We start from the raw sequence: 14,788 nt of genomic DNA on the forward strand, positions 1-14,788 counted from the left end.
TCTTCTCGTAGCAACGGAGAGCTGCCGATGACCGCCGACAATCCCGACCACTCCGGTTTCGACCTGGTGGTCCGCGGCGAACGCACGCTGACGACGGCGGGAATCGTCGCCCGGGAGATCGGCATCCGCGACGGCCGCGTCGTCGCGATCGAACCGCTCGGAAGCGGCCTCACCGGCACGGAGATCGTCGAACTCACCGACCAGCAGGTGATGATCCCCGGCCTGGTCGACACGCACGTGCACGTCAACGAGCCGGGACGCACCGAGTGGGAGGGGTTCGACTCCGCCACCCGTGCGGCGGCCGCGGGCGGGGTCACCACGCTGATCGACATGCCGCTCAACTCGATTCCGCCGACGGTCAACGTCGACGCACTGAACGCCAAGCGCGCGGCGGCATCGGGCAAGACGCACATCGACGTCGGCTTCTGGGGCGGCGCCATCCCCGGCAACACCGGCGACCTGCGCGGCCTGCACGACGACGGCGTCTTCGGCTTCAAGTGCTTCCTGCTGCACTCCGGCGTCGACGAGTTCCCTCATCTCGACGCCGACGAGATGGAGAAGGACATGGCCGTCCTCGCCGGCTTCGACTCCATGATGATCGTGCATGCCGAGGACTCCCGCGCCATCGACCGTGCCCCTTCGGCCGAGGGCAACAAGTACGAGCGCTTCCTCGCGTCGCGGCCGCGCGGCGCCGAGAACGTGGCGATCGCCGAGGTGATCGAACGCGCTCGGTGGACCGGTGTCCGGGCGCACATCCTGCATCTGTCGTCGTCGGACGCGCTGCCCATGCTCGCCACCGCCAAGCGCGACGGCGTCAAGATCACCGTCGAGACCTGCCCGCACTACCTGACCCTGCTGGCCGAGGAGATCCCCAACGGCGCGACGGCATTCAAGTGCTGTCCGCCGATCCGTGAGGCGTCGAACCGAGAACTGCTGTGGCAGGGCCTGCTCGACGGCACGATCGACTGCATCGTCTCCGACCACTCACCGTCGACGGTCGACCTCAAGGACGTCGAAAACGGCGACTTCGGCGTGGCGTGGGGCGGCGTTGCGTCGCTGCAGCTCGGCCTGTCGTTGATCTGGACCGAGGCCAAGCGTCGTGGCATCGACCTCACCCAGGTGGTCGACTGGATGGCGGCCAGGCCCGCCGCACTCGCCGGGCTGAACACCAAGGGCAAGATCGCCCTCGGTTACGACGCCGACTTCGCGATCTTCGAGCCCGAGTCCGCGCACGTCGTCGACGTGCACAAGCTGCACCACAAGAACCCGGTCAGCCCGTACGACGGGCGCGCACTCGCCGGTGTCGTGACGAGTACGTGGTTGCGGGGCAAGAGGATCGACTTCACGACCCCGCAGGGCCGGATGCTGCGTCGCGGCGGCGTGTAAGCCGCCACTCCCCTGCCGCTCGGCGGCGAGCTGCTCGCACGGGGCCGAGTGGTCTACTATCTACGCATGAACGTAGATAGCGGCATATCGTCGGAGCGTCTCGGCGACGAGCAGGCGGCCCTCATCGTCGAGGTGTTCCGGATGCTGGCCGACGCCACCCGCATCCAGGTGCTGTGGGCACTGGTCGGCGCCGAACTCTCGGTCAACGAACTGGCGGCGCGGATAGGCAAGCCGGCCCCGTCGGTGTCACAACATCTCGCGAAGCTCCGGATGGCGCGGCTGGTCCGCACCCGGCGCGCCGGGACCACCATCTTCTACAGCCTCGAGAACGAACACGTCCGCCAACTCGTCACCGACGCCGTGCACAACGCCGAACACACCGGCCCCGGGTTGCCCGCCCACCATCAGGACGACGGCCGACTCCGAGCGGTTGCCGACGGTGGGCGGCAGAAGTCGCCGACGCGCCGAGGCGGCTGACGTGCTGCGCCCCCTGGCCAACCGAGTCTTCGCCCGGCTCTTCGCCGCTCAGGTCGTCGCCCTGATCGGAACCGGACTGTTGACGGTGGCCCTGGGCCTGCTGGCATACGACATGGCCGGCAGCAGGGCCGGCGTCGTCCTCGGTACTGCGCTGGCGATCAAGATGGCGGCCTACGTGGGCGTCGCTCCGGTCGTCGCCGCGCTGACCCATCGGATCCCGCGACGTGCGTTGATGATCGGATCGGACGCGTTCCGCGCGAGCATTGCCCTGCTCCTGCCGTTCGTCGATCAGGTGTGGCACGTCTACGTGTTGATCTTCGTGCTGCAGGCGGCCTCGGCGACCTTCACGCCCGTGTTCCAATCCGTCATCCCCTCGGTGCTGGTCGACGAGGAGGAGTACACCCGCGGGCTGTCGTTGTCCCGCATGGCCTACGACCTCGAGTCCCTGGTGAGTCCCGTCGTCGCGGCAGCGCTGCTGACGGTGATGACGTACGACCACCTCTTCGTCGGCACCGCGGTCGGCTTCGTCGGATCCGCGATCCTCGTGCTCAGCAGCCGCCTGCCCGTGATCGCCGCAGACTCTTCGGGTGAAACCCTGTGGCAGCGCACCACGTTCGGCTCGCGGATCATGCTCGGGCAACCGGTACTGCGGTCGCTGCTGGCGCTCAACGTGACGGTGGCCGCTGCGACCGCGCTGGTCGTGGTCGACACCGTCGTGCTGGTCCGCGACGTCCTGGGCTCCGACACGGATGCAGCCGTGGCAGTCCTGCCCGCCTGCTACGGGGCCGGGTCCATGGTCGTCGCCCTGGGCGTGCCGCGGCTACTCGTCGTCGTCACCGATCGCCGAGTGATGCTCGCCGGCGCATCCATCGTCGTCGCCGGCCTGTCGTGCAGCGCTGCAACGTTCTTCGCCGCTCCCCCTGCGCCGACGGCGTGGATCCTGCTGGCCGGGCTGTGGACGGTGCTCGGCGCCGGAACCTCACTGATCAACACGCCGTCGGCCCGGCTCGTGCGCGCGCATTCGGATCCCGCCGCGCGCACCTCGGTGTTCGCGGCTCAGTTCTCGCTCTCGCACGCGTGTTTCTTCCTCACCTATCCGGTGGCCGGATGGCTCGGCGCCGACCTGGGACACGGCGCGGCTGCCATGGTTCTCGCAGTCGTGGCGCTGACTGGGTTGGTCGTCGCCGCGCGCACCTGGCCCACGACGTCGTCCCTCGGAAGCTCTACGTGCACCACTGCCCCACCGATTTCCCGTGGCATCCGCCGATCGCGACGGTCCGCGCGCGGTCCCGCATGGAGCCGGACGTCGCGGCGGCACCGCAACAGGCGTCAGCGGGTACGGGCCCGGCGACACTGATCGTCGAGGTCGATCGTTCTAGGCGTGCGCGTCCGCGTCGTCGCTGATGGTGTCCTGGCCGAACAGCGCCTGGCTGAGCACCCGGAGGACGTCGGCGTCGGCCGGCGAGTAGTAGACGAATGTGCCTTCGCGCCGGCTCTTCACCAGGCCCGCCAGCCGCAGCTTGGCGAGGTGCTGGCTGACCACCGTCGGCGATGCGTCGGCCAGGTCGGCCAGGCATGCCACCGAGGTCTCGCCCTGCAGGAGCGCCCACAGCACCTTGATCCTGGTGGGATCGCTCACCATCCGGAACGTCTCGGACGCACGGGCCACCTGCTCAGCGGTGGGCATGGTGAACCCCGAAATCGAGCTGTGCACCCCGTGAGCATACCGCCGGGTGCCGCATGCGAATGCACCTGTACGGCTGATTGCGAATATGCGCGATCATGCAGGTAGCCTCGGGCCATGTCCTCCGACACCGATCTCGCCGCCCGGGATGTGACGTCCGACCACCGGAGCACGGCCCGACGGTCGCGCCTGATCGTCAGCGCCTGGACGCTCGTCGAGGTGCGCTGGGCCGCCCTGGCGACGGGCCTGTTCGTGGCGGCGCTCGTCGCACAGGTCGCCGGTGCGCCGGCGTGGTCGTTCTGGACGCTGTACCTGACGTGCATCGCCGCCGGGGGGTGGCAACCCGGTCTTGCCGGACTGCAGGCACTACGCCGGCGATCCCTCGACGTCGATCTCCTGATGGTCGTCGCAGCGGCGGGCGCAGTCGCCATCGGCCAGGTACTCGACGGCGCCCTGCTCATCGTCATCTTCGCCACGTCGGGCGCGTTGGAGGCCGTCGCGACGAAGCGGACCGAGGACTCGGTGCGCGGATTGCTGGACACCGCACCGGATACCGCCACCCGCCTGCGCGACGGCGGCGTCGAGGAGACCGTCGAGACCGAGCGTCTGACTACCGGCGACGTGTTGATGGTTCGGCCGGGTGAACGGATCGGCGGCGACGGCGTCGTCACCGACGGGGTCAGCGAGGTCGACCAGGCCACGATCACCGGTGAGCCGCTGCCCGTCGAGAAGCGCTGCGGTGACGAGGTGTTCGCGGGAACGGTGAACGGCACCGGTTCCCTGGTCGTGCGCGTCAGCCGGCCGGCAGCGGAGACCGTCATCGCGCGCATCGTCGCGATGGTCACCGAGGCGAGTGCGAGCAAGGCCCGAACGCAGCTGTTCATCGAGAAGGTGGAGCAGCGGTACTCGGTCGTGATGGTCGGTGCCACGCTCGCGTTGTTCTGCGTCCCGCTGCTGATGGGGTCGGATCTGCGATCCGCACTGCTGCGGGCGATGACGTTCATGATCGTCGCCTCGCCGTGCGCCCTGGTGCTGTCCACGATGCCACCGCTATTGGCCGCCATCGCCACCGCGGGTCGCCACGGCGTACTGGTCAAGTCGGCCGTCGTGCTCGAGAAGCTCGCCACGGCAACCCACGTCGCATTCGACAAGACCGGCACGCTCACGGCCGGACGGCCGCGGGTGGCCCAGATCCGTTGCGTCGGCAGCGGTCCACACACGGAGGCATCGATCCTCGCCCTTGCCGCGGCGGCCGAACGGCAGTCCGAGCACCCGGTGGCCCGCGCCATCGTCGTCGCGGCCCGCGAGGCCGGCCTGGCACTGCGACCCGCCACCGAGTTCGCATCTACCCCGGGCCGTGGCGCTCGCGCACGCGTCGACGGGATGATCGTCGAGGTCGGCAGCCCGGCGCTGCTGACCGAGGACGACGGTGACACACGGACCGTCGTCGCAGAGGTGGAGGGCGCGGGCCAGACGGCAGTGGTCGTCGTCGTCGATGCCGTGCCGATTGGCGTCCTGGAACTCGTCGACGGCGCCCGGGTCGAGGCCGCCGAATGCGTTGGCAGGGCGACCCACATCGTCGGCACCACGCCGGTGTTGCTCACCGGTGACAGTCCTCGAGCCGCCGCCCGGCTCGCGGCCGACGTCGGGATCTCGGAGGTCCACGCGGAACTGCTGCCCGAGGGCAAGGTCGACGCCGTACGCGAGATGGAGGCCGGCGGGGCGCGGGTCCTGCTGGTCGGCGACGGGGTGAACGACGCGCCGGCGATGGCCGCCGCTCACGTGGCCGTCGCGATGGGACGATCCGGGTCCGATCTCGCGCTGGAGACATCCGACGCCGTGATCACCCGCGACGATCTGGCCGCCCTGCCGTCAGTCCTGGCGCTGGCCCGCCGCGCCCGCCGCGTCGTCGCCGCGAACCTGGTGATCTCGGCGACGTTCATCGCGGTCCTGGTCACGTGGGACCTGGTCGGCCACCTGCCACTCCCGCTGGGCGTGGCCTTCCACGAGGGGTCCACGATCCTCGTCGTGCTCAACGGTCTCCGACTGCTGCGCGACAAGGCCTGGCCCGGCAACGGCTCTCGCGTCGGCTAGGCGTCGGACGACACGACGACGGAGACCCACCGCGGGGTGGATCTCCGTCGTGTTGGCGCCTCGACTAGCGGGTGCGCACCGAGCTACGTCGGTTGACGGCCAGCCAGATCACCAGGACCAAGACGGCGCCGATGATGGAGCCGATGATCCCCGACGGCTGCAGGAGGCCCTGTGCGCTGTCCTTGCCGAAGAGCAGGTACCCGAGGAACCCGCCGACGAACGAGCCGACGATGCCCAGGACGATCGTCATGGCGATCGACAGGTTCTGCTTGCCCGGAACCAGCAGGCGCGCAACGGCACCGGCGATGAGTCCGACGACGATGATGGTGACGATGAGTCCGATCATGGCTGTGAGCCTTTCTAAAGCAGCGCAGACCTCGCGCTGTGATCGAGTGGGTCGGGCGGGTGCTCGACACTGGGATCAGTTCAACACCCCTAAGGGGGGTGTCGGTACACCCCTAAGTAGGTAATCTGGCTTCATGGCCCCGCCGTCGAACGAACCCATCACCGTTGCCCTCGTCGACGACTACGACGTCGTGCTGATGGGCGTGGCCAACATGTTCGACCGGTACCGAGATCGGGTGGTGGTCGCCGAGATCGATTCCAACATGAGCCTCGACGACTCGGTCGACATCGTGCTGTACGACTCGTTCGCCCAGCCCGAAGCCGACCACGACGAGATCGCCGCACTGGTCGCCAACCCCCGTGCGCGACGAGTGGTGGTGTACACGTGGAACTTTCATCCCGACCTGATTGCCAACGCCCAGGAGAAGGGCGCCCACGGCTACCTGTCGAAGACGCTGCCCGCGCGCGAACTGGTGGCCGCGCTGGAAGCCGTGCACGCCGGCGAGACGATAGTCAGCGACGTCCCACCGCGTGCCCGTAGCGCCGTGGGACTCGACTGGCCGGGCCGGGGCGAAGGGCTCAGCGACCGGGAATCGGAGATCCTCGCCCTCATCACGCAGGGCAAGAGCAACGCCGAGGTCGCCGCACTGACCTACCTCAGCCCCAACACCATCAAGTCCTACATCCGCACCATCTACCGCAAGATCGACGTCCTGAGCCGCACGCAGGCGGTGCTGTGGGGCGTCAAGCACGGCTTCACGCCGGACCACAATCGCATCGAGCACTGGAAGGGCGGTCCGTAGACCGGCTGTGATGTCTCAGGACATGGGTGACAGTTCTGCGTCAGGACATCGGTGACAGTTCTGGTGCGGCGCCACCCCACCCGAGTGGCCGCTGATCGAGGACCCAAGCTCTTCGCGAGCCGGAGTCCACTGGCCCCACGACACTTGTCGGTGGTCGAATGTATGTTCGAATCATGCAGGCGGATGAGGTCCAGGAGGCAGCCGAACGGCTGCTCGCGGACTACGAGGCGCTCGCCGCGCTGCCGGTGGATCTGCTGACCCACCGCCAGGTCGTCGCCGTTTTGGACGCGATGGAACTGCTGACCAATCTGCTGCCCACTCAGCGCCACCGGCTGCTGGCCCGCCTACAGGGCGAGACCACTCCACGGGAGATGGGCGCGAAGTCCTGGAATGAAGTCCTGCGGATCCGCTGGCGGATGTCCTCGAGTGAGGCGAGCCGCCGCCTGGCCGAGGCCGGGGACCTCGGGCCCCGCCGGGGGCTGACCGGCGAACCCCTGGAACCGGTGTTGCCGGCGGTTGCCGCCGCCCAGGCCGCCGGAGTGATCAGCGCCGAGCACGTGAAGGTCTTGCGGGACGCGATGGCCAAGCTCCCCGCGTGGGTGGACGTGGTGACCCGCGGGCAGGTGGAGGTCGACCTGGTTCGCATCGCGGCCACCGTGGGCCCCAAGGACCTCAAGGACGCCGCGGAGTTCCGGCTGGTCCTCATTGACCAGGACGGCCCCGAACCCGACGACACCGAACCTGACCGGTCCCGCGGCGCCGACCTGAGCCCGCAGGGCCGTGACGGGATCACCGATTTCGACGGCCGGTTCACCCCCGAGTTGGTCGCGGTGCTCGAACCGTTGTTCGGCAAGTACGCCGCGCCGGGGATGTGCAACCCCGCCGACCCCGAACCCTGTATCTCGGGCACCCCCACTCAAGCCCAGATCGACAACGATCACCGCACCGCGTCCCAACGCCGCCACGACGCGTTGGTGGTGATCGGGCGGTTGGCGTTGATGAGCGGCGACGCCGGCCAGCTCAACGGGCTGCCGGTGTCGATCATCGTGCGCACCACCCTCCAAGAGTTGGAGTCCGGCGCCGGGGTCGGGGTCACCGGCGGCGGCACCAAGCTGCCCATCAAGGACGTGATCCGGTTGGGGGCGCACGCGCATCACTACCTGGCGGTGTTCGACAAGGCCACCGGGTCGGCGTTGGAACTGTTCAGGGCCCGACGGACGGCGTCGCCGGCGCAGCGGATCATGCTGATCGCCCGCGACGGGGGCTGCACCAAACCGGGCTGCACCGTCGGGGCGTACGGCTGCCAAGTCCACCACGCCGTGACCGACTGGGCCCGCGGGGGGAACACCAACGTCGACGAGATGGCGTTGGCGTGCGGAGCCGACAACCGTTTGGTCGGCGACGGCGGCTACACCACCACCATCACCGCCCGCGGCGACGTGGAATGGCAGCCCCCACCCGACCTCGACCACGGCCAGACCCGCCTCAACTTCCACCACCGCCCCGACCTCCTCCTACGCCCACCCGACGACCCACCACCACAGCCCTCGACCGCCGACCTGCGACCGGCACCACCAGACGTCGAGGCGGACGCGGGCGCCGAGCAGGAAGTCGCCGAGCCCGAAACCGTTGCCGACCTTGAGACCACGCCGCCTGCAACGGGATTCACCGTCAACGAGCATGCGTCCGCCGCGGCCCGCCGACTCGCAGCGACCCCACCACCGCCCACCCCGGACAGCAACACCGATACCACCGGCACCCTCCCCGACGCCGGCCTCACCGATGCGGAACAGACCCGCTCCGGCATCGCCGCCGACACCGGCGAACGCGGACCACCCGACACCGCCGCGGCCTGACGCCGCACCCCACCACCGGCGCCGCGCCAACCGCCGGATCACCGCCGCACCGGAGCGGCGGCCCCACCGCGCACCACCGCGCCGGCCCGCCACGGCCCCATGGCGTGCCACACCGGCCCGACCTCCGTCAAACCCCACTCACAGCGCCACGGTGGGCTTCGCAGAAGGGTGCGCATCGGGTTGCGGCGCGTAATCGCTGGCGACGGCGTCACTCTCGGGATCCCGGATGGTCATCACCAGCGCGATGATGGCAAGGACCGCCGACAGCGCCGCCGGCGCCAGGAACGCCGCCTCACCGTAGCGATTCGCCAGCAGACCACCGAACACCGCACCAGCCGTCAGCCCCGCCCACAGCGGCCCCTGAATCCAGAACGACGGCGCCGGCTTGTGCAGCACCATGTTGGCCAGACCCGCGCCGAAGCGGACGACAGACCCGGTGACGTAGGTGAGCGCCAGGCTGCGTCCCGCCTCGTCCTGCAGCGTCGCATTCTGCAACCCCAGCGCCAGCACCACCGGATAGGCATGCAACGGAACGGCTTCCGACCCCTGCGGCATGACGTTGCCCAGCGCCAGCAGGCAGGCCTGGATTATGAGCAGCGTGGACAGCCGCCACCGCTTCGCCCACGCCGCGATCAACGTGCCCGCAAAGGCGCCGAAGCAGAACAGCACGATGACGCCGCCGAAGCGGGTCACCTGAATCCAGTCGGCCGTGCTGGCGGCCTCACCGAATCGGGTCGTATTGCCGCTCATGAACGACATGAACAACTGCGAGTACTGGATGAACCCGATGGCGTCGGCGATCCCGGCGACCATCGCCAACGCGACGGCGAATCGGTTCCTTACCTTGGCGTCAGCGGGGAAACCCTTGTCGGGCATCGTGATCCTTCATGTGATCCGTGGTGAGTGGGCACTCCGCCTCGTTGCGGTCCGACCCGAGAGGTCAGGTCGTCATCGAGGTGCACGCGGCACATCAGGTTCGACGGCGCTGTGTTCCCAGGCCGATCCAACGAGGAAACCGACGCCTCCGCCGTGTCACGAAGTGGTCATCAGCCACCCTCGACGCGCCTGGTCACCCGGCACCTGCCTAGGCTGATTGATTACCTAGGCGAAGGAGTTGGCACGTGGACAGCACCATCCACCCTCGGCCGCGCCTGCTGATCGCCGCACTCAGCATGGTCGCGCTGACGGTCGCGGTGCTGCAGACCGCCGTCGTCCCGGTCCTGGGCATCATCGCCGAGCAGCTGAACGCCTCGACGGTGGCGGTCAGCTGGGCCGTGACGGCCAACCTGCTGGCGGCCGCCGCGTCGACTCCCCTGATCGGCCGCCTCGCCGACCTCTACAACAAGAAGTACGTCCTGCTCTGCGTGCTCGCCGCCGTCCTGGCCGGCTCGCTCCTCGCGGCGATGACGACGTCGCTGGCGCTGCTGATCGTCGCGCGGGTGCTGCAGGGCGTCTCGTTCTCGTTGTATCCGATCTGCGTCGCCCTGCTGCGCGACGCGCTGCCCGAGGGCGCCGTCGTGAGCGCACTCGCCGTGCTGTCCGGAACACTCGGCTTCGGCGGCGGCGTGGGACTGGTCGTCACCGGCCTGCTGATGAACGGCGACGCCGGCTACCACCGGGTCTTCTGGCTCACCACGGGCTTCACCGTCGCCGTCATCATAATCGCGATCGCCGTCGTCCCCGCAGTGTCGACACGCGGTGAGGGCACCGTCGACTGGCTGGGCGCCGCCGGTCTCGCCGTCGGATTGTCGGCCCTGCTGCTCGCGATCACCCAGGGCAACTCCTGGGGCTGGGGCTCACCCGCCACCCTCGGCGTCACCGCACTCGGCATTGCCGTCCTGGTGGCCTGGTGGGCGTGGGAACGCAGGCAGCAGCATCCCCTGGTGTCGATCACGATGCTGTCGCGCCGCGCGGTCCTGCTGACCAACCTGGCGACCATCTTCGTCGGCATGGGCCTCTACTTCGGCTTCCTGGGCCTCACCCAATTCGTCCAGATCGACCGCGATACCGCCGGTTACGGTTTCAGCGCCACCGTCCTGCAGGCCAGCCTGGTGTTCCTGCTCCCCGGCGCCATCGCGGGGTTCGTGACCGCGACGCTGAGCGGCCGGTTCATCGAACGGTTCGGCGCACGATTGGTCCTGGTGAGCGGCGCCGTCACCGGTGTCGTCGGGTTCCTCTGGCTGGCGATCTCGCACGACCAGTCGTGGCAGGTGATCGTCGCCGGCGTCTGGGTCAACGCCTACATCAGCCTGGGCTACGGCGCGCTGCCCGCGCTCGTCGTCAGCGAGGTCCGCAGCGGCGAGACCGGCGTCGCGACCGGGGTCAACGCGATCGCTCGCACGGTCGGCAGCTCCATCGCCGCCGCGGCGGTCGCCGTCCTGCTCGGCCGGTCCGCGATCACCAGTGGCACGGGCCTCCCCGAGGAGCACGCCTTCGTGCTGATCTTCGCCGGCGGCGCCGTCACCGCCGCGCTGGCCCTGATCCTCATCGCGGTGTCCCGCGCCGGCCAGACGGGCACCCGCTCCGCCGAGGCCGACGTCGACTCCCGCGCGATGAACCACGAGTGGGGCTGACCCTCCGTCGCCGAATAGTCGACCGTCATACGGGTAGGTCCCCGGGCGGCGACACCGTGGTCGCCAGGACACGAGGAGGACCGTCATGGAACCCACCCGGACCAGGACGCTGATGGCGCTCACTGGAGCCACCGCCGTCGTCGCGGCGACCGTCGCCGTCACGTTGAGTGGCGCGAGCCAGGCAGAACCCGAACCGGCCCCGCCCGGACCCGTCACGACCCCGGAGATGACCATCGCCGAACCGTCGGTCGACGGCGGCGCCACCGAGGGCCCCGACTCACCCACGGTCGCGACGCCACCCGTCACCGCCACCACCGTCGAACCCGGCTAGGCGGCCGCCGCACATCCGCGACACTCGGCAGCGACGCCGTCGGGTCGCTAAGCTGACGCCTTCTCACCGGGAGGCACGATGTCGTCTGACGTGACACCTGCGCCGCGGTCGGTCGGCCACATCCGGCTGACGTCGCACGGCGGCGGGTTCGGTGCGCTGCCGATCACCTGGGGCGCGGACACCCCCGCAGGCCGGGGACCGATCGTCGGCACCACGACGACGCGCCTGCACCGCAACGTCATCGGCACGCACAGCGGCTCCTACGGCGTGTACCGCGCGCTCGCCGTCGCCGCCGGCTCGCTGTCCCGCGAGCACCGCGCCGACCTGACGAACACCGCCCCGACCAACCTCATCGGACCGCACCCGCAGTGGAGCGACCCGGACGCCATCGTCAGCCTCGACCCGTGGGGCGCCGCGGTGGCCGACGTCTTCGCAGGCGAGATCGCCGCGGGCTACGACATCCGCCCCTCCATCGCGGTCACCAGGGCCCACGTCATCCTCCCCGAGATCGCCGACGCGATCGCCCGCGGCCGTCTGACTCCCGACGGCCGCTTCCTGCTCGACGGTGGCGCCGCGCTGGTGACCAAGGTCGCGATCGAGCCCGTGTGGTACCTACCGGGCGTGGCCCGGCGATTCGGCTGTTCCGAAACCGACCTGCGCCGTGCGCTGTTCGAGGAGACGGGCGGCATGTACCCCGAACTCGTCACGCGCTCGGACCTCGAGGTGTTCCTTCCGCCGATCGGCGGCCAGACGCTCTACGTCTTCGGCGATCCCAACGATCTGGCCGATCCCGGCGTGGAACTCACCGCCCGGGTGCACGACGAGTGCAACGGGTCCGACGTCTTCGGATCCGACATCTGCACCTGCCGGCCGTATCTCACCCACGCGATTGAGGAGTGCATCCTCGGCGCCCAGCGCGGCGGCGTCGGCCTGGTGTCCTACTCGCGCAAGGAGGGACGCGCGCTCGGCGAGGTGACCAAGTTCCTGGTCTACAACGCCCGCAAGCGGCAGGTGGGCGGCGACACCGCCGACCGGTACTTCGCCCGCACGGAATGCGTTGCGGGGGTGCAGGACATGCGCTTCCAGGAACTCATGCCCGACGTCCTGCACTGGCTGGGCATCCGCAAGATCCACCGGCTCGTCTCGATGAGCAACATGAAGTACGACGCGATCACCGGGTCCGGCATCGAGGTCGGCACGCGGGTCAACCTGCCCGACGACCTCATCCCGGCGGATGCGCGCGTCGAAATCGACGCGAAGACCGCGGCCGGCTACTTCACGCCCGGCCCGATCCCGGACGCCGAGGAACTCAAGAAGGCCAAGGGCCGCGGACTGGACGCGTGAAGGCCGCGGAGGCGGTGGCGGCGCTAAGGTCCACGACCACCATCCGCGAACGCGCGGGCCTGCTCCTCGAGCGGGCGCGCGCGGGCGACTCCCCCTGGTTCACCGTCCACGACCACCGATTGCCCACCGTCGCAATGGAGGTCGCCGACCTCACGCGCACCCGTCATCCCGACCTGGCCGTGCCGTATCACAGTCGGTGGCGGCACTTCGAGGTCGGCGGCGTCGACCGTCGAGGTCACCTCGAACGCCTGCTCGACGACGCCGACGACGGTGACCGAGCGCGGGCACTGATCGACCTCACCGTCGTCAGCGTGCTGCTCGACGCCGGCGCCGGGCCGCGGTGGCGCTACCGCGAGGCGGACGGCGGTGCGGACGTCAGCCGCTCGGAAGGCCTTGGGGTGGCCAGCTTCCACGCCTTCACCGCCGGACTCTTCTCGAGCGACCCCGCCCGGCCCCTGCGCGCCGACGCCGCCGGACTGCGCGGCCTCGACGTCGACGCCCTGGGCCGGGCGTTCCAGGTGAGCCCGTCGAACCCGCTGGTCGGGCTGTCCGGCCGGGTCGAGGTGCTCCGCCGACTCGGCGACACACTCGACTCCCGGCCCGACGTGTTCGGCTCCCCCGCGCGCCCCGGCGGCCTCGTCGACGCCCTGGTCGGCCCCGAGCGCCGCGTCACCGCGCACGCGATCCTCGGCCTGCTGCTGGACTCGCTGTCGCCGATCTGGCCGTCGGACAACGCCATCGACGGCGTCCCCCTGGGTGACTGCTGGCGCCACGCCGCCGTGCGAGGGCCAGACGGGACCGACGGCTGGATGCCGTTCCACAAGCTGTCGCAGTGGCTCTCCTACTCACTGCTCGAACCCCTCGAGTGGTCCGGGGTGACGGTCGACGGGATCGACGCGCTCACCGGACTGCCCGAGTACCGCAACGGCGGGCTCCTGCTCGACGGCGGCGTCCTGGCGCTGCGCGACGACGCGTGGGCGGCGCGGACCTGGTCACCCGCCGACGAACTCGTCGTGGAGTGGCGGGCGCTGACCGTCGCACTGCTCGACGAGCTGGCCGAACTCGTACGCGGCGACCTGGGCGTCGACGTGCCGTTGGCCTGCGTCCTCGAAGGCGGGACGTGGGCCGCGGGTCGCGCGGCCGCGCAACGACTCCGGGGTGGGCTCCCACCCCTGACGATCGACAGTGACGGGACGGTGTTCTGACGCCATGGTTCATCTGATCGAACATCCGCTGGTGCAGCACAAGCTGACCCTGATGCGACGAAAGGACGCCTCCACGAGGACCTTTCGTCAGCTGCTGCACGAGGTGTCGATGCTGATGGCGTACGAGGTGCTGCGCGACATCCCCACCCAGGAGATCGAGATCGAAACCCCTCTCGAGCACACCACGGGCACGGTCATCGACGGCAAGAAGCTGGTATTCGTCTCCGTCTTGAGGGCCGGCACCGGAATCCTCGACGGGATGCTCGCCGTGGTGCCCGGCGCTCGGGTGGGACACATCGGGCTCTACCGCGACCCGAAGACACTGGTGGCCGTCGAGTACTACTTCAAGCTGCCCGGCGACCTCCACGAACGGGACGTGGTCGTGGTCGACCCGATGCTCGCCACCGGTAATTCGGCAGTGGCCGCCGTCGAGCGGCTCAAGGAGGCGCGACCCAAGTCGATCAAGTTCGTCTGCCTGCTCACGTGCCCCGAGGGGATCGCCGCGATGGAGCACGCCCACCCCGACGTGCCCATCTACACCGCAGCGATCGATCGCCAACTCGACGAGCACGGCTACATCGTGCCGGGGCTCGGCGACGCCGGCGATCGGATCTTCGGGACCAAGTAGTCGCGACCCGGGTTTGCCGGATGCACGGGCCGTAACCGACAATCGGGCGTGACGTCACGCCG

Annotated in this window: 14 protein-coding genes; 11 read left to right on the top strand and 3 right to left on the bottom strand. The window is 69.6% G+C overall.

Annotated elements, in window-relative coordinates; genetic code table 11:
- Positions 1-27 precede the first annotated feature (27 nt).
- The 3 genes from allB to AC1MEY_RS10670 all read left to right on the top strand — a co-directional run bounded on the left by allB (position 28) and on the right by AC1MEY_RS10670 (position 3,220).
- On the top strand, positions 28-1,386 hold the full coding sequence (gene allB / locus AC1MEY_RS10660) for an allantoinase AllB (protein WP_480230604.1): 1,359 nt from the start codon (positions 28-30) through the stop codon (positions 1,384-1,386).
- 66 nt (positions 1,387-1,452) lie between these two features.
- Positions 1,453-1,863: an ArsR/SmtB family transcription factor gene (locus AC1MEY_RS10665; RefSeq protein ID WP_480230605.1), complete on the top strand. Its 411-nt coding sequence runs from the start codon at positions 1,453-1,455 to the stop codon at positions 1,861-1,863.
- Between the two features lies 1 nt (position 1,864).
- Positions 1,865-3,220, top strand: coding sequence for an MFS transporter (locus tag AC1MEY_RS10670; RefSeq protein ID WP_480230606.1), 1,356 nt, complete (start codon positions 1,865-1,867; stop codon positions 3,218-3,220).
- Positions 3,221-3,238: 18 nt separating this feature from the next.
- On the opposite strand, the gene AC1MEY_RS10675 is transcribed toward AC1MEY_RS10670, so the two are convergent.
- Positions 3,239-3,577, bottom strand: a complete 339-nt coding sequence (locus AC1MEY_RS10675; protein WP_480230607.1) for an ArsR/SmtB family transcription factor — start codon at positions 3,575-3,577, stop codon at positions 3,239-3,241.
- Positions 3,578-3,664: 87 nt separating this feature from the next.
- Between AC1MEY_RS10675 and AC1MEY_RS10680 the strand changes: the two genes are divergently transcribed.
- Positions 3,665-5,641, top strand: a complete 1,977-nt coding sequence (locus tag AC1MEY_RS10680; RefSeq protein WP_480230608.1) for a heavy metal translocating P-type ATPase — start codon at positions 3,665-3,667, stop codon at positions 5,639-5,641.
- Between the two features lie 64 nt (positions 5,642-5,705).
- On the opposite strand, the gene AC1MEY_RS10685 is transcribed toward AC1MEY_RS10680, so the two are convergent.
- The gene (locus tag AC1MEY_RS10685) at positions 5,706-5,987 is read right to left on the bottom strand and encodes a GlsB/YeaQ/YmgE family stress response membrane protein (protein WP_480230609.1); all 282 of its coding nucleotides are present in this window, start codon (positions 5,985-5,987) and stop codon (positions 5,706-5,708) included.
- A gap of 133 nt (positions 5,988-6,120) precedes the next feature.
- Between AC1MEY_RS10685 and AC1MEY_RS10690 the strand changes: the two genes are divergently transcribed.
- The gene (locus AC1MEY_RS10690; protein WP_480230610.1) at positions 6,121-6,789 is read left to right on the top strand and encodes a response regulator transcription factor; all 669 of its coding nucleotides are present in this window, start codon (positions 6,121-6,123) and stop codon (positions 6,787-6,789) included.
- A gap of 158 nt (positions 6,790-6,947) precedes the next feature.
- Positions 6,948-8,645, top strand: a complete 1,698-nt coding sequence (locus tag AC1MEY_RS10695; RefSeq protein ID WP_480230611.1) for an HNH endonuclease signature motif containing protein — start codon at positions 6,948-6,950, stop codon at positions 8,643-8,645.
- A gap of 138 nt (positions 8,646-8,783) precedes the next feature.
- Here AC1MEY_RS10695 and AC1MEY_RS10700 read toward each other — a convergent pair whose 3' ends face one another.
- Positions 8,784-9,521, bottom strand: a complete 738-nt coding sequence (locus tag AC1MEY_RS10700) for a YoaK family protein (protein WP_480230612.1) — start codon at positions 9,519-9,521, stop codon at positions 8,784-8,786.
- Positions 9,522-9,817: 296 nt separating this feature from the next.
- Between AC1MEY_RS10700 and AC1MEY_RS10705 the strand changes: the two genes are divergently transcribed.
- From AC1MEY_RS10705 to upp, 5 genes are all read left to right on the top strand, one after another.
- Complete coding sequence (locus AC1MEY_RS10705; RefSeq protein WP_480231411.1) at positions 9,818-11,218, top strand: MFS transporter; 1,401 nt, start codon at positions 9,818-9,820, stop codon at positions 11,216-11,218.
- A gap of 85 nt (positions 11,219-11,303) precedes the next feature.
- Positions 11,304-11,549, top strand: a complete 246-nt coding sequence (locus AC1MEY_RS10710; protein ID WP_480230613.1) for a hypothetical protein — start codon at positions 11,304-11,306, stop codon at positions 11,547-11,549.
- 78 nt (positions 11,550-11,627) lie between these two features.
- Positions 11,628-12,893 carry a GTP cyclohydrolase II gene (locus AC1MEY_RS10715; protein WP_480230614.1) on the top strand — a complete coding sequence of 422 codons (1,266 nt, stop codon included), beginning with the start codon at positions 11,628-11,630 and terminating at the stop codon, positions 12,891-12,893.
- Entirely contained in the window at positions 12,890-14,098 is a 1,209-nt protein-coding gene (locus AC1MEY_RS10720) for a URC4/urg3 family protein (protein ID WP_480230615.1), read from the top strand. Before AC1MEY_RS10715 ends, AC1MEY_RS10720 begins: the two co-directional genes overlap by 4 nt.
- A gap of 4 nt (positions 14,099-14,102) precedes the next feature.
- The gene (gene upp, locus AC1MEY_RS10725) at positions 14,103-14,726 is read left to right on the top strand and encodes a uracil phosphoribosyltransferase (RefSeq protein WP_480230616.1); all 624 of its coding nucleotides are present in this window, start codon (positions 14,103-14,105) and stop codon (positions 14,724-14,726) included.
- Positions 14,727-14,788: the final 62 nt, after the last annotated feature.

Source organism: Mycobacterium sp. PTI7, assembly GCF_056679845.1.